The following is a 22,233-nucleotide window of genomic DNA, read 5'->3' on the forward strand; positions in this document are numbered from 1 at the left end:
CCCACCCATGCTCCAGGAAGGGCCGTCGTGAAGATCACCGCAGCCGTCGCCGAAGGACCCCGGCTCCCCTTCGCCGTCCGCGAACTGGAACTCGAACAGCCGCGCCACGGCGAGGTGTTGGTGCGGCTCGCGGGCACCGGCATCTGTCACACCGATCTGATCTGCCGCGACCAGTGGTACCCGGTCCCGCTTCCCGCCGTACTGGGCCACGAGGGCGCCGGAGTCGTCGAGGCCGTCGGCCCGGGTGTAGGGCATCCGCTCCCCGGCGACCGGGTCGTCCTCAGTTTCAACTCCTGCGGCAGCTGCCGGACTTGTCTGGCGGGCCGGTCCGCGTACTGCGACGACTTCACCGCTCGCAACTTCACCGGGAACCGCCCCGACGGCTCCACCCCACTCCTCGACCGCACCGGAACCCCGGTCCACGGCACGTTCTTCGGCCAGTCGTCCTTCGCCACGCACGCCGTCGCCGCCGCCCGCTCCGTGGTCAAGGTCGACACGACCCTGCCCCTGGAACTCCTCGGACCGCTCGCCTGCGGCTTCCAGACCGGCGCGGGCAGCGTCCTCAACTCCCTGCGCTGTACGCCCGGCAGCAGTCTCGCCGTCTTCGGCGCGGGCGCCGTCGGCTGCGGCGCGGTCATGGCCGGTGCCGTCGCGGGCTGTACGACCATCGCGGTCGTCGGACGCAACCGGGCCCGCCTCGCCCGCGCGAAGTCCGTCGGCGCGACCCACACCATCGACCTCACCGCCACCGACCCGGTGACCGCGCTCCGCGACCTCACCGGCGGAGCGGGCGTCGACTACAGCATCGAGGCCACCGGGTCGGCGCGGATACTGCGCCAGGCCGTCGACTGCCTTGCCCAGGAAGGGATTTGCGGCCTCCTCGGCGCGGCGGCCCTCGGCACCGAGGTGTCCCTCGACATGGCGGCCCTGCTCTTCGGACGCCAGGTGCGGGGCATCGTGGAGGGCGACTCCACCCCCGCCTTCTTCATCCCGAGACTGCTCGACCTCCACCGCGCCGGACGCTTCCCCTTCGACCGCCTGATCTCCCTCTACCGCCTCGGACAGATCAACCAGGCCGTCGACGACATGCGCCACGGCCACGCCGTCAAACCGGTCCTCACCTTCCTCGGAGGCCCGGCATGAGCGCCCCCTTCAACGCCGCCGCCCATCTCGTCGACCGCCAGGTCACCCGTGGCCTCGGCGACCGGCCCGCACTGATCGGGCCCCGCGCCACCCTCACGTACGACACCCTCGCCGACCGCGTCGCCAGGGCGGGCGCGGGTTGGCGGGCGCTCGGCGTACGCCCCGAGGAACGCGTGCTGATCCACGCCGCCGACACCCCGGAGACGGTCGTCGCCCTGCTCTCCCTGCTGCGGATCGGCGCGGTCCCCGTCCCCGTGTCCACGATGAGCCCGCCCCGCGAACTGGCGGTGCTGGTCGCCGACTCCCGCTGCCGCTACGCACTGGTCGACGCGGAGTTCGCCCGGCACGCGCAGGGCGCCCTGGAGGATCCCTCGTACGTTCCCGATCTGCTCGGTGTCGTCGTCCTGGACGACGCCCCGGTGCGGCCCCCGTCCCCGGTCATCCGGATCAGATGGGAGCACCTGATGGCGGTCGGCGACTCCTGCGGCGACGGCGACCGGGCCCCGGACCGCACCACCGAGGACTCACCGGCGCTGTGGCTCTACACGTCCGGTACGACCGGCACCCCGAAGGCCGCGATGCACCGGCACGGCAGCATCCGCGTCGTGGCCGACCGCTACGGCCGCCAGATCCTGGGCCTGCGCCCCGGCGACCGCTGCTACTCGGTCGCCAGACTCTTCTTCGCCTACGGCATCGGCAACTCCTGCTTCCTGCCGCTCGCCGCCGGAGCCGCCGCGATCCTCGACCCCGCCCCGCCGACCCCGGCGAGCATCGCCCGCCGTCTCTCCGAGGACGAACCGACCGTCTTCTTCGGCGTCCCCACCTCGTACGCCGCCCTGCTGCGCGCCCCCAACCCCGTCGACCTCCTCTTCCACGCCGCCGGACAGCACGCCACCCACCCCGAGGCAGACCCGAGGGTCGGAGCCGTACTGCATTTCACGGGCAATCCGCCGGACCTGGCCCAACTACGCGGCCGGGTCAGCCGGCGGCTGGACCGGCTGCCGTGCCTCAGCCATGTCCTGCGCGCCGACGACGGGCCGCCCCGCTGGGCTCCCGTCCGGCCCGACCTGGAGCAGCACATCGGTGCACACCGCTCCCGCGCGGGCACCGACGGCGTCGACGACGCCGTACGGGAGCTGCTGCGGCAGCCCCTGCCCGTCGGCGCGCCCGCCTGGCGGCTGGTCGTGCTGGCCGGGCACGCGGCCCACGAGTACTGCCTCGTGTATCTCACGCCCCACTCGGTCCAGGACGCGGGGAACATCGTCTCCGTCCTGGAGACCCTCTTCGGCCCCGACCAGGACGGCACGCCCACCTCGTCCACCGTCCCGAGGTTCGAGGGCGCAGGCCTGCCCGGGCCCCGCCAGGTGATCAGCACCGTCGCGCACACCTGGCGCGGCACCCGCCCGCACGGGCTGTGGAGTTCGCCCGCCCAGCCACTGTCCGGCCGCCGCCACACCCTCTGGCAGGACATGCCGAACCGGCTGCTGCGCGAGACCGCACGCGCGTACGGCGCCACCCGCAACGACGTGCACCTCGCCGCGCTCACCCACGCGATCAGCCAGTGGGCCGCCGAACACCGGCCCGAGGCCTGCCGGGACCCGCTCCCGATGATGGTCCCCGTCAATCTGCGCACCCACGACGAGACGGCCCTGCCCGGCAACCGCTTCTTCCTCGCCCGCCTCGACCTGCCCGGCGGCTCGATGCCGGCCCCCGTCCGGCTGCGCCGCACCCTCGCGCCCACCGCCCCGCTCAAGGACCCGGCCTACCGGCAGTCCCTGTACCGGCTGACCCGCCACACCCCCAGAACTCTCCTCGACCAGGTGATCGCCCGCAGCGCCCAACCGGACAGTCTGACGGCCGTCGGCTCGATCTTCACGGCCCGCAAGCCCTTGCGGTACCACGGCGACCCCGTACACCGCTTCGCCCCGATCATCTGCTGCCCGAACGGCTTCCCCCTCGCCGTGGGCCTCTTCCTCTACGGCGAGACCTCCACCGCCTCGTTCCGGATCGACAGCGCGCTGACCGGCGCCGAGGCGATCCCCCGGCTGTGGCGGCAGGCCGTCGACGACATGGCCGCGAGCGTCGGCGCAGCGGTGGGCGGGGAGTGAGGCGCGCCGTGCGACAGACCCTCCGTTACGTGACGGAAGCGGGCCCGCCGGTCCAGGACCCGCCCTTCACCCTCGCCGCCCTCGCCCGCGCCTCCGGTGACCACGACCCCTACCTCGCGTACGAACAGGGGGAGTCCTGGTTCTTCGCGCGGGGCGCCCTCGCCCGGATCACCGTCGGCCGGACCCACCTCCACTACACCTGCGGCACGGACCGCAAGGACATCCCCTGGCACGACCGCCCCCTGCCCGCCCTCGCGGGGCTCCTCGCGGCACTCCCCGTCGAGGACTGGCGCGTCTACGGCACAGCCTGCTTCGAACTGGCCCACGCCCAACAGCAGGACACAGACAGGGACTTCCTCGACCGGACCCTGCACCGCCCCCTCCTCCACCTCTTCGTCCCGCACGAGGAGGTACGCCTCACACCGGCCGGAACCCTGCTGCGCGCGAGCGATCCGCACCGGCTCAGCCGCCTCGCCGAGCAGCTCCGCACCCCGCCCGCCCCGCCGCTCACCCCACCCCCGATGCCCTGGCCGGAACCGCCCGCGGACCCCTCGTACACCGCCGCCGTCCGTGCGGCGGTCGACGGCATCCGGGCGGGCGCCCTCCAGAAGGTGGTCCTGTCGCGCAAGGTGCCCGTCGGCTTCGCGGTCGACTTCCCGGCGACCTATGTCACGGGACGCCGCGCCAACTCGCCCGCCCGTTCCTTCCTCCTACGTCTGGGGGAGACAGAGGCAACGGGTTTCAGTCCGGAGACCGTCGTCGAGGTCACCCCGGACGGCACGGTCCGTACCCAGCCGCTCGCCGGCACCAGGGCCCGCCCCGCCGATCCTGGGGCAGCGGCGGCGCTGCGCGAGGTCCTGCGCCACGACGGCAAGGAGATCGTCGAACACGCGATCTCCGTACGGGCCGCCTACGAGGAACTGGCCGCACTCGGCGCACCGGGCAGCACGCATGTCACGGAGTACATGACGGTGAGGGAACGCGGCAGCGTGCAGCATCTCGCCTCGACCGTCGAAGCCCGCCTCACCGCCCCGCTCACCTGCTGGGACGCCTTCGCCGCCCTGTTCCCGGCGGTCACCGCCTCGGGCATCCCGAAGGCGGCGGCCTATCCCTGGATCAGAAGGCTGGAGGGGGAGGAACGGGGGCTGCACGCGGGCGCCGTCCTCACCGCCGCGAGTGACGGCTCCCTGGACGCGGCGCTGGTCCTGCGCACCGTCTTCCAGGAGGGCGACCGGACCTGGGTGCAGGCGGGCGCGGGCATCGTCGCGGACTCACGCCCCGAACGGGAGACGGAGGAGACCCGGGAGAAGCTCGCCAGTGTCGCGCCCTACCTGGTGCCCAGGCCCAGCGCGTCTACTTGCCCTGCCGCTCCCGCTCCTGCTTGTCCTGCTGCAACTCCTTGATGCGCGCGGCTTCCTTGCGGACGTCGGCCTGCACGGAGCGCTCGCGCCGGAGCCAGCCGGGGTCCTCCTGCTTCAGTTCGTCGATCTGCTCGGTGGTCAGGGGTTCGGTGACCCCGCCCCGGGCGAGCCCCGCGATCGAGATGCCCAGCTTCGCGGCGACCACAGGACGGGGGTGCGGGCCGTCGCGGCGCAGGTCGCTCAGCCAGGCCGGCGGGTCGGTCTGTAGCGCGGTCAGCTCGGCACGCGTGACGACACCCTCCTGGAACTCCGCGGGGGTGGCCTGGAGGTACACACCCAGCTTCTTCGCCGCGGTCGCGGGCTTCATGGTCTGGGAGGTCTGGTGCGTCGTCATGGTGCCAAGGGTATCGAGCGTACGAACCAGCGCCGACCACGACGATCAGGGGAGGTGGCGGGGCAGGTAGCCTGGCGCGGTGACTGGCTCGGAAGATTCCCCCGCGTTCCGGCTCGCGTACGTCCCGGGAGTGATCCCCGCCAAGTGGGTGCGGATCTGGAACGAGCGGCGCACCGACGTCCCCCTGACCCTGCTCCAGGTGTCCACCACCGAGGCGCACGACCTGCTGCTGGCCGGCGACGCCGACGCCGGCCTCGTACGCCTGCCGGTCGACCGTACGGTGCTCAGCGCGATCCCCCTCTACACCGAGACGACCGTTGTCGTGGTCCCCAAGGACCATGTCGTGGCCGCCGTCGACGAGATCACCGCCGAGGACCTCGCCGACGACATCGTGCTGCACCCCCTCGACGACACCCTCGCCTGGGAGAGCCTCCCCGGCCGCCCCGCGCTCGAGCGCCCCGCGACGACCGAGGACGCGATCGAACTGGTCGCCGCCGGGATCGGCGTCCTCGTCGTCCCCCAGTCCCTGGCCCGCCTCCACCACCGCAAGGACCTCACCTACCGCCCGGTCACCGACGCCCCCGAATCCCAGGTCGCCCTGTCCTGGCCGGAGGCCCGCACGACCGACCTGGTCGAGGACTTCATCGGCATCGTCCGAGGCCGCACGGTCAACAGCTCCCGCGGCCGCCGGGAGGAACCCAAGCAGGCCCAGCCGAAGCCCAAGAAGCGCTCCCAGCCTCCTGCGGGAAGGTCGGCAGCCCGGGGCAGGGGCACCCGCCAGGGCAAACCCCGCCGCAAGTAGGAGAACGGCCCTGGGAAGGCGGCGCGGAACGCGCCCCGAAAGGGGCGCGGGGAACTGCGCGACCAGCCCCCACCGGCCCGCGGCGAAGGAACCGCCTGTCCAGTTATCCGGGCCTCGACAACACCACGAAACAGTCCTGAACCCGCCCCGGAACCGGCGCCCCCGACTCCGCCACGAACTCGACCTCGTACACCCCCGCCGCCAACACCCTCCGCACCTCGTACCGCCCCGGCGAAACCTCCCGCAGAACCAGAGAAAACGTCTCCCCGTCCTCCCGAGTCACCGTCGCCCGCACCCGCTCCGGCGCCCGAGCAGCCCCCACGACCTGCGCACGCAAAGTCACCGGCACCGAACAGACATACGCGTCGTCGACCTCACTACTGATAGCCGGCGCCACCCGCGCCGGCGGATCCGACGGACCACGCACGTCCATCAGGCCCGGCGCCTGGAGACGCAGCAGCAGTTCGAGGAGCCGACCGGACAGCACACGCGGTGACTGGAGAGCGCCATGCGCCTCCGGCACGAACCGGCACCGGTCCTCCGGCATCGCCGGCGGCATCGCCGAGACCCGCGGCACCGCACCGTCCCCGTCCGCCAGCACCGCCGGAACCAGCGCTCCCGGCGGCTCGGCCGAGCAGACCACCCCGTGGCCGTTCCACCGCGCCGACTGGAGCGTGCCGCCCTGCCGGGTACCCACCAGAGGCAGCGTCACATGCTGGTGCGCGTACGCGGGAAAGCTCTCGGCGTTGTACGCGGCCGCCGCCGCGATCTCCCGGTGGAAGCCCAGACCGTCACCCACGAGATCCTGGCGCACCCCCGGCAGCGGCGCCGCGTCCTCGATCCGGATGTGCCCCGCCCCGGTGTCGATGACCGAGTACACCGGCAGCAGTTGGTGCACCGAGGGGAAGCCGCGGGTCAGGGTCCGTACGCCGGGCAGGTGCCGGAATCCGTTGGCGAGCGTGTCGAGCGCGCGTACCGAACCGCGGTGCGGGGTGCCCAGGGTGATCAGCGCCCGGCAGTCGCGCCAGCCGCCCAGCACCTCGACGTAGTAGCGGGCGATCAGGCCGCCCATGCCGTGGGCGATGACGACGGCCTTGGTGTCCTGCGCGCCGGTCCGCTCCCGGAACTCGGCGACATGCAGGTCGATCACCTCGGCCAGCCTGCGGGCATGGACCCGGTTGTCCAGCCGCCAGTCGTACGGGAACGTCAGCAGCCCGCCGCCCGGACCGTCCGTCACGTCGAAGTGCCGGCGCACCCAGTCGACGGTCTGCGCGTAGCCCCTGCTCCGCAGCAGGCCGGGCAGCACGGCGACGTCGGGAAACAGCCGTGACGCCCTGACCGACGAGGTGTCGCAGCGCAGCGTCAGCGGATGCCCGGTGGTGTCCGGATCCCGCAGCTCGGCCAGGGACTGGAGCAACGGCTTGCCCGGCGCCCACAGCGGACCCGTCGGCCCCTCCAGGACACTGCCGAGGATTCCCGGGACCAGGACGATCGGATGTCTCACAGGGCAACGCATGTGTCCGCCTCCGGTGGCCGGATACGGAGGCCCCAGGTGCCCACCCCCGTGGAGCACCCGGGACCTCCTCCTCGGTACCTCGGACCGGTACCGAGGAGACAGGGGACAGGAAGGGGGGAGCCGTTTCCGGCCCGGCCCGGGGACTCCCTTCGCCCGATCCTGTTCCTCAATGTGTTCTCCATACATTCGACGGGACGCTCCGTACGCCTTTTGGGCCAGCTTTGTCCGATCTCGCCGTCAGAGGGAGAGATCCGGTGTTGCCAGGGCATATTTGGCAACACCGGGCAACAGGCGGGCGAGGGCGGGCAGTCGTGGGGCGTACGGACGACGTGGTGAACGGCGTGGCGGACGAATCGGCGCGGTTCGGCGGGGAGTTACGCCGCCGGCGGCTCGCCGCCGGACTCTCCCTCGCCGACCTCGCGGGCCTCGTGCACTGCAGCCGGGGCTACCTCAGCCGTATCGAGAACGGCCACCGCCGGGTCACCCGTGAACTGGCCGAAGGCTGCGACGACGCGCTGGACGCCAAGGGTGAACTGCTCGACCTGGTCCCCGAGTCCCGCGGCGACACCCCCGGCGTACCGCCCGCGCGAACACCTGGCCTCCGGCGCGCGACACCGACGCACAACGCCGGCGCGGTCCCGGCCCAACCCTCCCGGTACGGCGCCGAGTTCGACCGGCTGCTGCACCGAGGCGACACCAGCTACCTCGCCGGGCGCATGGAGGAGGCGGACGCCTACTACCGCCAGGCCTACCGGCAGGGCACCGACAACCCCGAAGCGCAGGCGGTGGCCGTCGTACGGCGGGCCAGGCGCTGGTCCGATCCGGGCCGCGTCGACCACGAACTCCTGCACCTGATCCGGGAGACCCTGGCCACGCTCAAGAGCCGCGACGGCGCCGAGGCGGCCGGACTGCGCCTCCGTCTCGGCGCGCATCTGGCGAAGAAGCTCTCCATGTCCGTCAGCGAGGACACCGCCTGGCCGGGTGCCGGACCCGAACGCGGCGCCGACCTGGCCCGGCGGACCCTGGAAGGCCTCGCCACCGGCGGCCAGGACGAGGAGACGCGCTGCGAGGTGCTCACCGAGTGCCGCTGGGGCCTCTACGACTTCGTACCGCCCATCGAGTCGCTGACCACCTCCCTGCGGCTCCGGGACTGCGCGCTGCGCGCCCGCTCCCCGTACTTCCTGGGCGAGTCCCTCGTCGCACTCGCCATCGACCAGCTCCGCGTCGGCCGGGTGCACGGCGCCACGGGCACGGTGGCCGAGCACCGCAGACACGCGGCCCGTACGCGCAGCACCCTCGCGCGCTGGCAGCAGTGCACCCTGGACACCCTGCTCGACCTGTGGTGCGGCCGGTTCGACTCCGCCACCGACTGGATCTTCGGTGAGTCGCGGGAGATCGTCGCGAGCCTGGAGGCGGACCTCGCGGTACCCGCCGACACCCTGCTCCAGACCCGGCTGGGCCAGGTGTACTGGCTGCTCAGGGAGCAGGGCAGGATGGCCGAACTCTTCAGCTCCGGGCTCGCCGACGGCGTCGAACGGCACGGATACTTCCCCGTCTGGCGGGCCGGGTTCGCGCTCGCCCGCTGCGAAGTGGGCGACCACGACGAGGCGGCCGACCGACTGCTCGCCTTCCTCCGGGAGACCGCCGACTGCACGTCGCTCCCTCCGCACGGCTGGTCCGTACCGGCGCTGGTCCTGCTCGCGGAGGTCTGCGCCGGCCTGGACGCGCACGGCGGTTACAAGACCGAACTCGCCCACGCCGTACCGGTGTTGCGTGAGGCGCTCGCCCGCAGGCCGGCGGGGATAGCACTGGCGGGCTGGCCGGTGGTACTGGTCGGCCCGACCGAACGAGCCATGGGCCTGCTGGCGTTGGCGGAGGGAGACACCACGACAGCCCTGGGCCACTTCCGCCAGGCCGAACGCCTGGTGGTCGGCAGCTCCCCACCCCAGACGGCCCGCCTCAGAGCGAACGAGGCCCGCGCACTGCTCCGCGAGAAGGCCGGCACACGACGTTCCGAGGGCGTGGCACTGCTCCGCTCGGCACTGACCGGAGCGGAGGCGAACGGGATGCGACTCCTGGCGACGGAATGCCGAGACCTGCTGGCGGCGGAGGAACCCTCGCCCACTCGCCGGCCACGTCCTTGACGGACCTGAGGGGCTCGCCCTGCTTTTAGGGGCGCGGGGAACTGCGCGACCAGCCCCCACCGGACCCGCACCCGACAACGAACCGGCCCTATCCCTCCTGCCCAGCCGTCCCCACGAGCCACTCAAACGCAGCCCTGGCCATGAACTCCCCCTGCCCACCCCGCACCAACAGCCCCACCGAAGCGAACCCGGGATCATCGGCCTGCGCGGCAAGATACGGAATCGCGACGCACCGCATACCGGCCGCGCGCGCGGCAGCGGCACCCGGAGCCGCATCCTCCACGACCACACAGTCCGCTGGGGCCACCCCGAGCCGCCGCGCGGCCTCCAGGAAGACATCCGGCGCGGGCTTGCCGCAGGCGACCTCGTCCGAGGACACGAAGGTCCGCAGACACGCGTCCAGCCCCGTGCCCGCCAGGATCGCCTCGATGGCCCGCAGGGCGGACCCCGAGGCCACCGCCATCGGAACCCCCTCGCCCGCCAGCAACTCCACGAACTTCCGCATCTCGGGGTAGACGGGAGTGTCGGCCCGCGCCAGTTCCAGGTACCGCCGGTTCTTCTCCGCGAGCAGCTCCTCGACCGGCGCGTCCAGCCCGTACCGCTCCCGCCACAGCGTGACCGTCTCCCGGGTGCTGATGCCCACGGACTTCTCCTGGTCGGCCCAGGTGAAACCGGTGACGCCGTACGCGGCGAGGGTCTGCCGGCTCGCCTCGTAGTAGTTCGGCTCGCTGTCCACGAGGGTGCCGTCGAGATCGAAGATGACCGCGGTGGTGCCGAGAGTGCTCATGGCTCCCAGGATGCCAAGGGGCGAAGAAGGATCAGCCGGCGGCCGTACGCCCGATCGACTCCACCAGCGGCAGCAGCCGGTACGGGACCCGCTCGCGCAGCGCCACCTCCGTACGGGTACGGACCACGCCCGGCACACTGATCAGCGACTGGATCACGTCCTCCAGATGCGCGTTGTCGCGGGCCACGACCCGCGCGAGCAGATCACCGCCACCGGCGATCGAGAACGCCTCGACGATCTCCGGTACGGCCGCCAACGCGTCCCCGACCTCGTCGAGATGGCCCTGGGTGACCTCGATGTGCACGAATGCCAGCACAGGATGGCCGAGGGCGGCGGGGGAGAGCGACGGACCCGTCCCGGTGATCACGCCGTCCCGTTCGAGGCGGTCCAGGCGGGCCTGGAGGGTGCCGCGTGCGACACCGAGGACCCGGGCGTACTCGCGCACGCTGGTGCGCGGCTGCCCCAGCAGCAGCCGCAGGATGCGGGTGTCCAGCTCGTCCACGGCCATGGGTCCGGCCCTCCTTGTTGTTCATGGTCCGTTGGCTCGACAGTTGACACCCGTGGACCGATATGTCTGTGCCAATGGCTCAGCATATTCGACCCCACTTGAGCCAGTGGCGACTGTGATGCTGCAATGTCCCCGTCGATGGCGCTGCGGACCCCGCGGCGCCTTTTGCATGCCGATCTCGGATGGATCAGATGGGGGCGGGACAGCAGTGCTGAAGAGGGTGTTCATGGCGCCGGACCCGGGCCGCGCGCGGCTGCGCTTCGCCGCGCGGGGCGTGCTCGGCATCGGGCTGGCCGTCACCGGCTGCGGCCTCGCCGGGCACTCGCTCACCGGGGCCGTGACCGGCGGACTCGCCGCACTGCTCGCCCTGTTCACGGTCACCGACGCCACGGTGCGCGCCCAGGCGGTCACCACCGCGCTGCTGCCCGCTGTCGGTCTCCCGGTCCTCGCCGCCGCGGCCGAGCTGCACGATCGTCCGGTCGCCCGAGGGCTGGTCCTCCTCGCCGTCGTCGGCGCGGGCGTCTACGCGCGCCGCTGGGGCCCGCGCGGCCACAGCCTGGGCGTCTTCGCGTTCATGACCTTCTTCGTCGCCCAGTTCCTGCACGCGGGACCGGAGCAGCTGCCCGAGCTGTACGCCGCCGTCCTCCTGTCCGTCCTCAGCGCCTCGGCGGTGCGCTTCGGGCTGTGGTGCTACGAACGCCGTACGCCCCCTCCGCCCGCCCCCGTCGCCCCGGCCGGCGAACGGGGTCTGGCCCGCGCCACCACACGTCAGGCCGTCCAGGCGACGGCCGCCGCCGCCTTCGCGCTGGTCGTGGGCCAGTTGGTGTCCGGCGACCGCTGGTACTGGGCGGTCGGCGCCACCTGGTGGATCTTCGTGAACACCACCTCGCGCGGCGAGACCCTGGTCCGGGGCTTCCGCCGCATCCTCGGGACGGTGCTGGGTATCGGACTCGGCCTCGCCGTCGCGGTCCCGGTGGCGGGGGCTCCCGTACCCACCGCGGTGCTCGTCGCCGTATGCGTGTTCGGGATCTTCTACTCGGCCGCCGTGTCGTACACCTGGATGATGCTCTCGGTCACCCTGCTCGCCGAACTGCTGTACGGGCTTCTGGGCGTCCTCGATCCGGCCCTGCTCGCCGTACGGTTCGCGGAGACCGGCGTAGGAGCCCTGGGTGCGCTGCTGGCCGTGCTGTTCGTCCTGCCGATCACCACGCACGCCACCACCGACGCCTGGATCCAGCGCGCCCTGCGCTGCGTCCACGCCTGCACCGCCGAGGCCACCGCCCGCCTCGCCGGTGCACCGGGCGCCGCTGCGTCCACCGACCCGGCGGCGCGCGTGGCCGAACTGGAGCTGCTGCTGGGGCGTGTACGGCTCTCGGTCGCGCCGCTCGTGCATCCGCTCAACCCCGTACGCGCCCGTAAGCGCCGGGCCCGCCGGGTACTGGCGCTGCTCGACGACTGCGCCTACGAGATCCACGGCCTGGCCGCTGTGACCGCCGGCCCGGACGCCTCCCGCAACCTCGGGCTCGCCGCCGCCTTCCGGCGCGTGGAGACCGCCGTGGAGGCGCTCACGGAGGGGCGCGCAGACACCGTCACGGCCCCCGTCGACCGCCCCCACGCCACCGAGCCCGCCCTCGCCCATCTGCACGGCCTGGAACGGGCCCTGGCCGAAATGGCCAAGCCCCTGCGCGGCCCCTCGGGTTCGCCGCTGGTCGGGGCCTGAGGCCTCTCACGTACGCACCGGTTGTTGGTCTAGACCGATGAGGTACGGTCGCCCCGATCGAACAGCACATCGAGAGGGGACGGCAGTGGGACAACGGCGAGCGTTCATCGGCTCGTTCACGGCGGCCGGAGGGCCTGGGGTCCTGGTCGCCGCCGTGGACGACGACAGCGGCGCCCTGACGGTGCTCGGTGCGGCGGACGACGTACCCGACCCGTCGTATCTCGCCCTCGCCGCCGACGGGAACACGCTCTACGCGGTCAGCGAGACGGCCGAGGGCGCGGTGGCCGCCTACCGAGTGACCGGCGACAAGCCCGAACTCGCCGGGCCGCCCGTGCCGGTCGACGGCGACTCGCCCACGCACCTCGCCCTCTTCGCCGGGCACGTACTGACCGCCAACTACGGCTCCGGCAGCGTCTCCGCACTGCCCGTCCGCGCCGACGGCACCCTCGCCGACAGCGCCTCCGACGTGCTCCTGCACAGCGGCTCGGGACCGGACCCGGCGCGCCAACAGGGGCCGCACGCCCATCAGGTGCAACCCGACCCGAGCGGCCGGTGGGCCGTCGGCGTCGACCTCGGCACGGACTCCGTCCATGTGTACGCACTGCGCGACGGCACACTCGTACCGCACCGCGAGACCGCCCTGCGCCCCGGTTCCGGACCGCGCCACCTCGCCTTCCATCCGGAGGGCCTGTACGCCTATGTGCTGAACGAACTCGCCCCGACCGTCACCGTCTGCCGCTGGGACGCCGCCGAGGGCCTCCTGACGCCTCTGTGCGAGACGTCGGTGCTTCCGGGCGCCCCGGACGGCGAGGCCTATCCGTCGGGCATCGTCGCCTCGCCCGACGGCCGCTTCGTGTGGACCGCGACGCGCGGCCAGGACGTCGTCTCCGTGCTCGCCGTCGACGGTGACGGAGCCGCCCTGCGGCTGGTGGACACCGTGCCGTGCGGCGGCCACTGGCCCCGAGCGCTCGCCGCCTCCAACGGCTTCCTGTACGCGGCGAACGAGCGCTCCGGAGACGTGACCTGGTTCGCCCTCGACCCCGACACCGGCCACCCCCGCCGGACCGGCTCGATCGAGGTACCGGCCGTGTCCTGCGTGATCTTCGGCTGAGTGCGCGTCCGCGTCCGCCGGAAACGCCGAGGGCCCGCTCCTGGGAAAGGAGCGGGCCCTTCGGCGTACCGTGTTCCGGCCGTCGTACTGCGCCGCCGTACGGGGAGTGCTGCGCGGGTCAGCGGACCGGTGCGCCCTGCGGCTGCTGCGGGGCGATGCCCAGCGCCGTCGTGTACTTGGCCAACGCCAGCTTGCCGATGGCCGGATACGGGCCCAGCGCGTCGGAGGAGGCACAGCCCGCCTCCTTGGCCGCGGCCTCCAGCAGACCGGCGTCGATCTCCGGGCCGATCAGATACGGGGCCAGCGCGAGGTTCTGCGAGCCCGAGGCGCGCAACTGCTCGGCGATGGCCGCGATCGAGCCGTCCTGGTCGAGCGCCGCCGCCATCACCGGCACGGCGAGCCGCGCGGCGAGCAGCATGCCCGTGATACCGGCCGCCTGCACGGCCTCCTCGCCGCCCACGGAGGCCAGGATGATGCCGTCCGCGGCGGTCGCCACGGTGAACAGCCGGGCCCGGTCGGCGCGCGCGAGGCCCGCCTCGGACAGCCGTACGTGCAGCCCCTCGGCGAGCAGCGGGTGCGGGCCGAGGACATCGGTCAGGTCGGCCGCGATCCGGCTCTCCATGACGGCCTGGCGGACCTGGCGCAGCAGCGCGTTGTCCGGACCGGCGAGCAGCGGCACGACGACGGCCACGGGCCCCTCGGGCTGCTTGGCGTCCACACCGGCGGCGAGGGCCTGCTCGTAGCGGGCGGTGCGCTCCTGCGCGGTGTGCGTGAGCACCGACTGGAGCGTGGGGAACTCCGCGTCGTCACCGTCGAGGTACCCGATGCGGGCGTCGAGGCCGGGCAGCTCGGAGCGGGCGATGCTCACGACCTCCTCGGCGAGGCCGCGGGTGGCGGCACTGGGCGCGCCCGGCACCGCGAGGACGAGCGCGGGCGCACCCTCGGGAGCCGCCAGCGGTTCGGGGCGGCGGTGCCGGCCCGGCTGGCGGGGGCGCGGCATTCGTACGGGCAGGCCGGCGGGCCCAGTGGGGGAGCTCATGGCGCCGCATGTTACTGGCTTATTGGGCTCCCCTGTTCGGGGAGGGTGCAGGTGAGCGGTATCCGTCCGCTTTTGTCTGATGAGTTACGTACGGATCAGAAGTGGTCAGTACGTGGTGACTTCTCCGCCAGACGGAGGGGCGGGATTCGGCCGTCACGCTCCTCCGGTGCTGGTCAACCGCGCGTGATCGGCAACACCCGGTGGAGCGGCCCGACTTGCCCGGCAGGGGGACGAGTCGCCCCCTGTCCGACAATCCGGCCTGCCTGGTCAGGGCAGGCGCCAGTCCACCGGGGCGGCTCCCTGCCCGCTGAGCAGGTCGTTGGCGCGGCTGAAGGGGCGGGAGCCGAAGAAGCCGCGGTCGGCCGACATGGGGGAGGGGTGGGCCGACTCGACCGACGGCAGACTGCCGAGGATCGGACGGATGTTGCGGGCGTCGCGGCCCCACAGGATCGACACCAGAGGCTTGCCCCGCGCGGCCAGCGCGCGTATCGCCTGCTCGGTGACCTCCTCCCAGCCCTTGCCGCGGTGTGCGGCGGGACTGCGCGGAGCCGTGGTGAGCGCCCTGTTGAGGAGCAGCACCCCCTGCTGGGTCCAGGGCGTCAGATCGCCGTTGGACGGCTGGGGCGCCCCCAGGTCGGTGTTCAGCTCCCGGAAGATGTTGATCAGGCTGCCGGGCAGCGGGCGCACCTCGGGCGCGACCGAGAACGACAGCCCCACCGCGTGCCCCGGGGTCGGATACGGGTCCTGTCCGACGATCAGGACCCGTACGTCGTCGAAGGGTTGCTGGAAAGCCCTCAGGACGTTCGGTCCGGCCGGGAGATAGGTGCGTCCCGCGGCGATCTCCGCGCGCAGGAAGTCGCCCATCTCGGCGATCCGTCCGGCTACGGGTTCGAGGGCTTTCGCCCAGCCCGCTTCGACAATCTCATGCAACGGTCGTGGTGCCACGGCGTCACCCTACTGCCGTACACACGACAGAGATCAACCGGTGGTCGAAGGCCGACCGAGGATGACCGGACCGTTGCTGCTTCTGACCCTGCCCGTGCACACCGCCCCCTACAGTTCTGCCAGTTGGACCCGAGCCGTTCTCCGTGACCGTGTGTCAGTCGATCACCGCCGCCCGCACGCACAGCACGTCCGGGAGGTGGGACGCCAGCTGCTGCCAGCTGTCGCCGTCGTCCGCCGACGCGTACACCTCGCCGTTGCGGTTGCCGAAGTACACGCCCGCCGGGTCCGCGTCGTCCGTGCACAGGGCGTCGCGCAGCACCGTGCCGTAGTGGTCCTCCTGGGGCAGGCCCGCCGACAGGGGCTCCCAGTTGAGGCCCGCGTCCGCCGTACGGAAGACCCGGCAGCGGCGGTCGGCCGGGACACGGTCCGCGTCGGCGGTGATGGGGAAGACGTACGCCGTGTCGCCGCGGTGCGGATGGGTCGCCGCCGCGAAGCCGAACGTCGAGGGGAGGCCCGCGCCGATGTCCGTCCACTGCCCGCCCGCGTCGTCGCTCCGGTACACACCCCAGTGGTTCTGGAGGTAGAGCCGGTCAGGGTCGGCCGAGTCCTTCGCGATCTTGTGCACGCACTGGCCGAACTCCGGGTTCGGATCCGGCAGGAACACCGCGGAGACACCGGAGTTGGAGGGGGCCCAGCTCGCGCCGCCGTCGGTCGTGCGGAACACGCCGGCCGTCGAGACGGCGACCGTCATCGCGCGTGGGTCGCGCTGGTCGGTGATGATCGTGTGCAGGCCCTCACCGCCGCCGCCCGGCACCCACTGGGAGCGGGTGGGGTGCTCCCACAGCGGGCGGACCAGCTCGAAGGACTCGCCGCGGTCCTCCGAGCGGTACAGCGCCGCCGGTTCCGTGCCCGCGTAGACCACGTCCGCCTCCGCTGTCGACGGGTGGAGCTGCCAGACGCGCTCCAGCGAGGCGCCCGTGTCCTTGGGGAACCTCACGGCGGGCCGCTCCGGTTCGGTCCAGGTCCGGCCCAGGTCGTCGGAGTGGAAGACCGACGGTCCCCAGTGGGCGCTGTCGCCGCCGACCAGCAGCCTGGGAGTCTCTCGCCGGGTGTCGATCGCGACCGAGTACACGGCCTGTGCGTTGAAGTAAGGGCTCTCGTCGAACTCCCACGTGCCACCGCGCCGATGCCCGATGAACAGGCCTTTGCGCGTGCCGACCGTGAGCAGTACCTCGGTCATTCCGATCACCTCCGGGACGTCTTTGTCCAGTCATCGGCCAGTCTGCACCCCACCACTGACAGTCACCTCTGGAGACGGCGTCTGTACAGGTCAGAGCGGTCTGTCGGCGGGATGTGACGGAGACCTCGGAGGAGCCCTGAGCAGTGGCGGGAGATCGCGCGTATGGGAGGACGGCAGGGCATGTCCGTGTGCGCGTGAGGAGGATGCCTTCGATGGCGGCATTCCGTGGTCCGAGGGTGTGGCTGTGGCGTTGGCGGCGCAATCCGCTGAGGCGTCGCGTGGATGCCGTGGAGGGGTGGGCCGTGCTGGCCACCTGGGTCCTCACCGTGCTCACCGGAGTCCTGGTCGGTCTGGTGGCGACCCACTCCGTCGAGCAGGGGCTGGCCAGAGAGCGGGCCGAGTGGCGTGCCGTGACGGCGCTGGTCGTCGAGGACGCGCCGGGCACGGTCGGCAGCGAGAAGGTGTGGGCGAAGGTCCGCTGGACCGCCGCCGACGGCACCCCGCACACGGGGCAGGCCCGGGTCGACTCGGGCAGCACGGCAGGCAGCCCGGCGACGGTCTGGACGGACCCGCAGGGCCGCCTGGTGACCAAGCCGGCCACCGAGTCGGAGGCCCGCTTGCGGGCCGCCCTGGTCGGCGCCCTGGCGGGCGCGAGCGGCGCGACGGTGCCGTACGTGGCCTGGCGCCTCCTCCGTGGCCGTCTGGAGCGACGGCGAATGGAGGAGTGGGAGGAGGCGTGGGAGCGGTTCGATCCCATGTGGGGTCGCAATACACGCTGACACGTGTCGCGAAGGACGGGTTGCCACTCATCCGGCTGCGGGTCGGTGGGGGCTGGTCGCGCAGTTCCCCGCGCCCCTGAGAGCCTGCCCGTCCCGATTCGTTCGGCTGCGGGGCGATGGGGGTTGAGCGCGCGGTTCCTCGCGCCCCTGAAAACCCCGTCCTTCCCGGTTCGTTTGGCTGCGGGCGGGTGGGGGCTGGTCGCGCAGTTCCTCGCGCCCCTGAAAGATCCGTCCGTCCCCCGCTGTTCGGCTGCGGGTCGGTGGGGGTTGAGCGCGCGGTTCCTCGCGCCCCTGGAGGGGCGCCTCGGCGGGGCGGGGTTGGTAGGCACCGGGGTGCGGGTGCGCGGTCAGCGTGCCCAGCTGTGGGCGTGCGCCCACAGCTGGCGGTCCGTCAATCCGCCTTGCCGCGGGAACCCGCCTAGCTGCGGGCATGCGTGCCGCTAGGGGCGGCACGGGTGGGCGCAGCGGCACCCCGTACAGCGCCGGGCTGCGCGACCTCCCCCCCCGCCTCAGCCAACTCCGGAGCCTCAGGCCAGCTCCCTGCACGCCTTCAGCAACCGCTCGTCCTCCAGTACGTCCTGGCCGGAGAAGCCGCCCTGGCGTGCTCGGTGTCGTCGGTGGGTTGTGAGTTCCGTGTGGGGTAGGTCCCGTAAGGGGGCTGCCGCCGGGCCCAGCGCTATCAGGCAGGTGGCTATCGTGCCCCGGGTGTACGGGCTCCGCGTCCATGCCGAGCGGAGTACCGGGGCGACGACCGGAGCGGCGTCCCCGGTGATCTGCCACAGCGCGCACGCCGCCCGCGTCCGCTCCCACACCTCCTCGGACTCGCACAGGCGAAGCAGCCCCGGCACGGCAGCCCGGCCCGCAGGACCGAGCCGCGCCAGCACCTCGGCGGCGGCAGCGCGCCGGCGCCAGTGCTCGCCCGTCAACTCCCGCAGCAGCACGGGCAGTACGGCGTCCACGTCCCCCTCGACCGACCACAGCGCGTCGGCCGCCCGCACCGCCTGCGCGGAGTCGAGCAGCCCGCGCAGCACGGGCACGGAGTCACGCGCGGCGGCTCCGAAGGCGCCGATCGTCTCGAGCGCCCGTTCCGTCAGCCACCCCCGCTGACGCTCGCTCAGCCCGGGGCCCGCCGGTATCCCGCGCAGCACCCCCAGCACCTCCGGCGTGGCCGCCCCGTCCCCCAACGCCGCGAGCGCCGACAGCAACGGCACGGCACGGTCGTACGCGTCGGGAAGGTCGAAGCGCATGCTTCCGAGCCTCGCGCGCAGGGCAGGGGCCAGAGACACCGCGGCCCGGCCCAGGTGCGCGACCGTGTGGCCCAGGCCGTCCGGTGCGGCGGGGTCGGACAGCAGCTCCGCCAGGACGGGTATCGCCCGTGGATCCCCCGTGCGGGCCAGGGCGTTGAGCGGGCTGCCCACGGCGGGTCCGCCCCGCTCCCGTACGCGTACACGGACCTCCGGGCGTGCGGTGACGAGGGCGAACAGGTCGTCTGCGGCGGGGGCGGCCAGGGCGAACAGGTCCTCCAGGACGGCCGACGCTGCCTCCCTCAAGCGGTCCTCGTCGGCGCCGAGCTGCCGTCCTATGAGGGTCACCGGTCGCGTGAAGTCCGCGCGCCATTCGCGGAACAGGCCCGCCGACATCCACACCGCGTTGCAGCGGTCGGTCGGTGCGGGACTGCTCAACTGCCCGTTGAGCAGGGCGATCCGGGCGTCCACCCGGTCGTCCAGGGCGAGATGGAAGGTCCGCAGCAGCTGCGAGCCCTCCTCGTCCGAGGGACGCAGCCTGCGGAGGTGACGCGTGAGGGTGTCCTCCGCCAGGAAATCGGAGCACTGCGGCCGTCCCGTACGGCGTGCCGATCTCTCCCTGAGGAGAGCCACGACCGTCGGGACCAGATCGGCGGGGCGGTGCTCGGGCGCGGTCAGCGCGAGCTGGCCCAGCGCGGCCAGGCGCAGCCCCGGGTCGAAGGGCGGGGCGCTCAGCGTGACCAACTGGCCGATCGCCTCCGCCTCGTGCCCGCCGTGCAGGCGGGCGAAGAGGCCGAGGCTCTCCGCCAGGGCGAGCAGGACGCTGTCGTTCCGCTCCACCGTGATGCGCTGCCGCAACACGGCCAGCACGCGCGCGGGTTCGTCGAGAAAGCGGACCAGGGCCGCCGGCGCCGCCCGCCGCACCCCGGTGTCGCGGTCCCCGACCAGTTCGACGAAGACCTCTGCACCGGCCCGGACCGCCGCGGCGGCCTGTTCCGAACAGGCGCCGCCCGCCTCGCCGATGCTCATCACCAGCTCCACGATCCCGCCCCGGTCCCGCACCTCCTCCCGGGCGGCGAGCGCGAGCAGAAACGGAACGCAGGCGAGCGTCGAGTCGTACACGGCCCCCTGGTGGTGCACCGAGCCGTACATCCCGTCGAGTGCCGACTCGCGCTCCTCGGGGTCCGCCGAGGCCAGCCCCCGCAGCAGTCCGGGCACGTCCTCCGCGCTGCCGTACGCATGGTGCAGCGAAGCCCAGTCGACATCGTCGATCCCCGTGAACACGCTGCCCCTCCCGCACGAAGTACCACCTGATCGGGAGTCTGCACCACGGCACTGACAATCAAGCGGAATCGGGGGAGGGAGTGTGAACGCACCTTCGACACGGCGATCGGGAGGCCGCCGGACACGGGAACGGCGGTTGTACGAGGCGGGTGCGGGCCGCCTCGTACAACCGCCGGAGGGGGGTGGTTCAGCGGCGTCAGCGGTAGGTGATGTCGCTGCTCGCGTACTTGCAGTAGGTGCCGTCGGCGCCCGAGCCGTTCGTGGTCGGCTCACTGCCCGTGTTGTTGCCGATGTACTTCTGGCAGGGGACGATCTTCTTGCTGCTGTCCCCGACGATCGTGATGCCCTTCAGGGTCGCGCTGTCGCCGTAGTTGGTGTTGATGCCGACGAGCCTGCCGCCCGACCAGGTGGCCTCGATGGTGTTGAGGTTGATCGTCCGCTTGTACTGCGTCGAGCAGTTGCCGCAGGAGCGGATGAAGGTGCCGAAGTTCTGCACCGCGAAGTTGGAGACGTTGAGCGTCCCGGCGCCGTTGAACTGGAACACCTTGTCGCTGGCCGCCCGCGCGCCACCGCCGGAGACGGTGTAGACGTTCGACGACGAGCTGCCCCGGAAGGTGGCGGCGTCCTCGCCGACGTCCTCCCACCACACGTTCTGTAGCGTGCAGCTGCCCTTGCAGTGGATGCCGTCGGCGGCCGGGGCGCCGATGATGACGTTCTTGAGGACGGCGCCCGCCGCCAGTTCGAGGATCGGCCCCTGGTCCTCGTCCTGGCTGCCGGAACCGAGGTCCCCGGTGCCGTAGAGGCGCAGCATCCCGTAGTCCTTGGTGCCGGAGATCGGGATGGTGGCGGAGACACCCTGGCTGCCGCTGGCGGTCGGCCAGGTCGCGGCGCTCGCCGGGGAGAGCGCGCCGCTAGTCATGATCATGCCAAGCGAAAGGCCGAGGGTGGCCAGGGTGCCGGTCAGTGCGCGCCCGCGCGCGCGTGGAGGTGCCGTAGAAGTCATGTCCCGATGCCTTCTTCCAGTCGGTCGTGCTGTGTGGGGAGTTGACGCGGTCGGCGGAGATGTCAGAGTTTTCCGGCGCCCGCACCCGAGGTCACCGAGGCGACGACGGTCGAGGCCGGCTCCGCGGTGTAGCTGTACGGAGCGGTGGTGAAGGTGCCCACCTGCGAGACCTCCGTGGCGGCTCCGCCGAGGTCGTTGCCGCGCAGGTTGGCGTATCCGTCGACGTCACTGCTGCGGTTCGTGGTGACCGCGACCGGCGTCGAACGGAAGACGTTGTTCTCGACGAGCATCTGCGCGCCCATCCGGGAGTGCACGGCGGTCTCGGCGCCCTCGACGTAGTTGTCGTAGAAGTGGCCGGTGCCGAACCGCAGACTGGGGATGCGCGAGTAGACGTTGCTGAAGTGGTTGTGGTGGTACGTCACCTTCAGGTGGCCGGTGTCCTCGGACGCGTTGTTGTCGCTGTGGCCGACGAGCGAGCCCTTGAAGTGGTCCTTGAAGGTGTTCCAGGACACCGTCACGTTGTCGGAACCGTGGTTGATGTCCAGCAGACCGTCGTAGTAGTCCTTGTCGTGAGTGCGGTCTGCGGAGAAGGAGTTGTGGTCGATCCACACCTTCGTGGACTCCTGGACGGTCACCCCGTCGGAGGGTGCGAGCGGCTTGCTGATGTTGAGGTTGCGGACCACGACGTTCGTCTCCTCCTTGATCCTCAGGCCGCCCCCGGTGAACCCGGAGGACGAACCGACGCCCAGGACCGTGGTGTTGGAGCCGATGTCGACCTGACCGCTCAGCGTGATCAGACCGTTCACCCGCACGACCTTCGCCGCGTTGCCCGTGACGGCCGTCGTGAAGGCGGCGAGCGTCGTCACGGTGACCGGAGTGGCGCTGCCGCCACCGGTCGTTCCGGCGCCGAATCCGATGGGCGCGGTCTCGGCCGCCCCGGCCGGCTGGGAGGTGGCCAGAACGGCGACGGTCGCGAGAGCGGTGGCCACGGCCGCCACCGCCGCGGATCTTTGCGTCTGTGTACGTGGGGGGCTTGTACGCATGCGGGTGCGTCCCTTCACGAGGGCTGGCTGACCGTGGGGGCGATCAGATACATAAATTCTGT

Annotated in this window: 18 protein-coding genes; 8 read left to right on the top strand and 10 right to left on the bottom strand. The window is 72.3% G+C overall.

Going from position 1 to position 22,233, the window contains the following annotated elements; genetic code table 11:
- Positions 1-27 precede the first annotated feature (27 nt).
- The 3 genes from OG787_RS44255 to OG787_RS44265 are packed head-to-tail and all read left to right on the top strand — an operon-like array spanning position 28 to position 4,654.
- A complete protein-coding gene (locus tag OG787_RS44255; RefSeq protein WP_405539081.1) occupies positions 28-1,143 on the top strand; it encodes an NAD(P)-dependent alcohol dehydrogenase in 1,116 nt (371 codons plus the stop codon).
- A complete protein-coding gene (locus tag OG787_RS44260; RefSeq protein ID WP_405539082.1) occupies positions 1,140-3,251 on the top strand; it encodes an AMP-binding protein in 2,112 nt (703 codons plus the stop codon). The genes OG787_RS44255 and OG787_RS44260 overlap by 4 nt, the downstream gene beginning before the upstream one ends.
- A gap of 8 nt (positions 3,252-3,259) precedes the next feature.
- The gene (locus OG787_RS44265) at positions 3,260-4,654 is read left to right on the top strand and encodes a salicylate synthase (protein ID WP_405539083.1); all 1,395 of its coding nucleotides are present in this window, start codon (positions 3,260-3,262) and stop codon (positions 4,652-4,654) included.
- On the opposite strand, the gene OG787_RS44270 is transcribed toward OG787_RS44265, so the two are convergent.
- Positions 4,605-5,006, bottom strand: coding sequence for a DUF5997 family protein (locus OG787_RS44270; protein ID WP_405539085.1), 402 nt, complete (start codon positions 5,004-5,006; stop codon positions 4,605-4,607). The genes OG787_RS44265 and OG787_RS44270 overlap by 50 nt on opposite strands.
- A gap of 79 nt (positions 5,007-5,085) precedes the next feature.
- On the opposite strand from OG787_RS44270, the gene OG787_RS44275 reads away from it, so the two are divergent.
- Complete coding sequence (locus tag OG787_RS44275; protein ID WP_369029929.1) at positions 5,086-5,808, top strand: LysR substrate-binding domain-containing protein; 723 nt, start codon at positions 5,086-5,088, stop codon at positions 5,806-5,808.
- A gap of 103 nt (positions 5,809-5,911) precedes the next feature.
- Here the strand turns inward: OG787_RS44275 and OG787_RS44280 are convergent, their stop codons facing one another.
- A complete protein-coding gene (locus OG787_RS44280; RefSeq protein WP_405539086.1) occupies positions 5,912-7,312 on the bottom strand; it encodes an esterase/lipase family protein in 1,401 nt (466 codons plus the stop codon).
- A gap of 323 nt (positions 7,313-7,635) precedes the next feature.
- Between OG787_RS44280 and OG787_RS44285 the strand changes: the two genes are divergently transcribed.
- The gene (locus tag OG787_RS44285; protein WP_405539088.1) at positions 7,636-9,468 is read left to right on the top strand and encodes a helix-turn-helix domain-containing protein; all 1,833 of its coding nucleotides are present in this window, start codon (positions 7,636-7,638) and stop codon (positions 9,466-9,468) included.
- Between the two features lie 88 nt (positions 9,469-9,556).
- Here OG787_RS44285 and OG787_RS44290 read toward each other — a convergent pair whose 3' ends face one another.
- Positions 9,557-10,255, bottom strand: a complete 699-nt coding sequence (locus tag OG787_RS44290; RefSeq protein ID WP_405539089.1) for an HAD family hydrolase — start codon at positions 10,253-10,255, stop codon at positions 9,557-9,559.
- Between the two features lie 31 nt (positions 10,256-10,286).
- Entirely contained in the window at positions 10,287-10,763 is a 477-nt protein-coding gene (locus tag OG787_RS44295; protein WP_369029925.1) for an Lrp/AsnC family transcriptional regulator, read from the bottom strand.
- Positions 10,764-10,971: 208 nt separating this feature from the next.
- Here OG787_RS44295 and OG787_RS44300 point away from each other — a divergent pair, with 208 nt between their 5' ends.
- Complete coding sequence (locus tag OG787_RS44300; RefSeq protein WP_405539090.1) at positions 10,972-12,483, top strand: FUSC family protein; 1,512 nt, start codon at positions 10,972-10,974, stop codon at positions 12,481-12,483.
- Between the two features lie 37 nt (positions 12,484-12,520).
- Complete coding sequence (locus tag OG787_RS44305) at positions 12,521-13,594, top strand: lactonase family protein (protein ID WP_405539091.1); 1,074 nt, start codon at positions 12,521-12,523, stop codon at positions 13,592-13,594.
- 118 nt (positions 13,595-13,712) lie between these two features.
- Here the strand turns inward: OG787_RS44305 and OG787_RS44310 are convergent, their stop codons facing one another.
- From OG787_RS44310 to OG787_RS44320, 3 genes are all read right to left on the bottom strand, one after another.
- Positions 13,713-14,633, bottom strand: coding sequence for a sirohydrochlorin chelatase (locus tag OG787_RS44310; RefSeq protein WP_369029922.1), 921 nt, complete (start codon positions 14,631-14,633; stop codon positions 13,713-13,715).
- A gap of 267 nt (positions 14,634-14,900) precedes the next feature.
- Entirely contained in the window at positions 14,901-15,578 is a 678-nt protein-coding gene (locus OG787_RS44315) for a uracil-DNA glycosylase (RefSeq protein ID WP_369029921.1), read from the bottom strand.
- Positions 15,579-15,732: 154 nt separating this feature from the next.
- Positions 15,733-16,818: a WD40/YVTN/BNR-like repeat-containing protein gene (locus OG787_RS44320; RefSeq protein ID WP_369029920.1), complete on the bottom strand. Its 1,086-nt coding sequence runs from the start codon at positions 16,816-16,818 to the stop codon at positions 15,733-15,735.
- A 212-nt stretch (positions 16,819-17,030) separates the two neighbouring features.
- Here OG787_RS44320 and OG787_RS44325 point away from each other — a divergent pair, with 212 nt between their 5' ends.
- The gene (locus OG787_RS44325) at positions 17,031-17,597 is read left to right on the top strand and encodes a hypothetical protein (RefSeq protein WP_369029919.1); all 567 of its coding nucleotides are present in this window, start codon (positions 17,031-17,033) and stop codon (positions 17,595-17,597) included.
- 527 nt (positions 17,598-18,124) lie between these two features.
- On the opposite strand, the gene OG787_RS44330 is transcribed toward OG787_RS44325, so the two are convergent.
- The 3 genes from OG787_RS44330 to OG787_RS44340 all read right to left on the bottom strand — a co-directional run bounded on the left by OG787_RS44330 (position 18,125) and on the right by OG787_RS44340 (position 22,171).
- Entirely contained in the window at positions 18,125-20,125 is a 2,001-nt protein-coding gene (locus OG787_RS44330) for a HEAT repeat domain-containing protein (protein ID WP_369029918.1), read from the bottom strand.
- A 196-nt stretch (positions 20,126-20,321) separates the two neighbouring features.
- Positions 20,322-21,128 carry a pectate lyase gene (locus tag OG787_RS44335; RefSeq protein WP_369029917.1) on the bottom strand — a complete coding sequence of 269 codons (807 nt, stop codon included), beginning with the start codon at positions 21,126-21,128 and terminating at the stop codon, positions 20,322-20,324.
- A 62-nt stretch (positions 21,129-21,190) separates the two neighbouring features.
- Entirely contained in the window at positions 21,191-22,171 is a 981-nt protein-coding gene (locus tag OG787_RS44340; protein WP_369029916.1) for a polysaccharide lyase family 1 protein, read from the bottom strand.
- Between the last annotated feature and the right edge of the window lie 62 nt (positions 22,172-22,233).

Origin of the sequence: Streptomyces sp. NBC_00075, from assembly GCF_045041225.1 — a bacterium.
Lineage (GTDB): Bacteria > Actinomycetota > Actinomycetes > Streptomycetales > Streptomycetaceae > Streptomyces > Streptomyces adonidis.

Bases quoted from the DNA above. Each gene is read 5' to 3' on its own strand.
- OG787_RS44290 (WP_405539089.1), bottom strand. From the start codon at position 10,255: ATGAGCACTCTCGGCACCACCGCGGTCATCTTCGATCTCGACGGCACC.
- OG787_RS44260 (WP_405539082.1), top strand. From the start codon at position 1,140: ATGAGCGCCCCCTTCAACGCCGCCGCCCATCTCGTCGACCGCCAGGTC.
- OG787_RS44320 (WP_369029920.1), bottom strand. From the start codon at position 16,818: ATGACCGAGGTACTGCTCACGGTCGGCACGCGCAAAGGCCTGTTCATC.
- OG787_RS44340 (WP_369029916.1), bottom strand. From the start codon at position 22,171: ATGCGTACAAGCCCCCCACGTACACAGACGCAAAGATCCGCGGCGGTG.
- OG787_RS44270 (WP_405539085.1), bottom strand. From the start codon at position 5,006: ATGACGACGCACCAGACCTCCCAGACCATGAAGCCCGCGACCGCGGCG.
- OG787_RS44335 (WP_369029917.1), bottom strand. From the start codon at position 21,128: ATGACTTCTACGGCACCTCCACGCGCGCGCGGGCGCGCACTGACCGGC.
- OG787_RS44295 (WP_369029925.1), bottom strand. From the start codon at position 10,763: ATGGCCGTGGACGAGCTGGACACCCGCATCCTGCGGCTGCTGCTGGGG.
- OG787_RS44305 (WP_405539091.1), top strand. From the start codon at position 12,521: ATGAGGTACGGTCGCCCCGATCGAACAGCACATCGAGAGGGGACGGCA.
- OG787_RS44325 (WP_369029919.1), top strand. From the start codon at position 17,031: ATGGCGGCATTCCGTGGTCCGAGGGTGTGGCTGTGGCGTTGGCGGCGC.
- OG787_RS44310 (WP_369029922.1), bottom strand. From the start codon at position 14,633: ATGAGCTCCCCCACTGGGCCCGCCGGCCTGCCCGTACGAATGCCGCGC.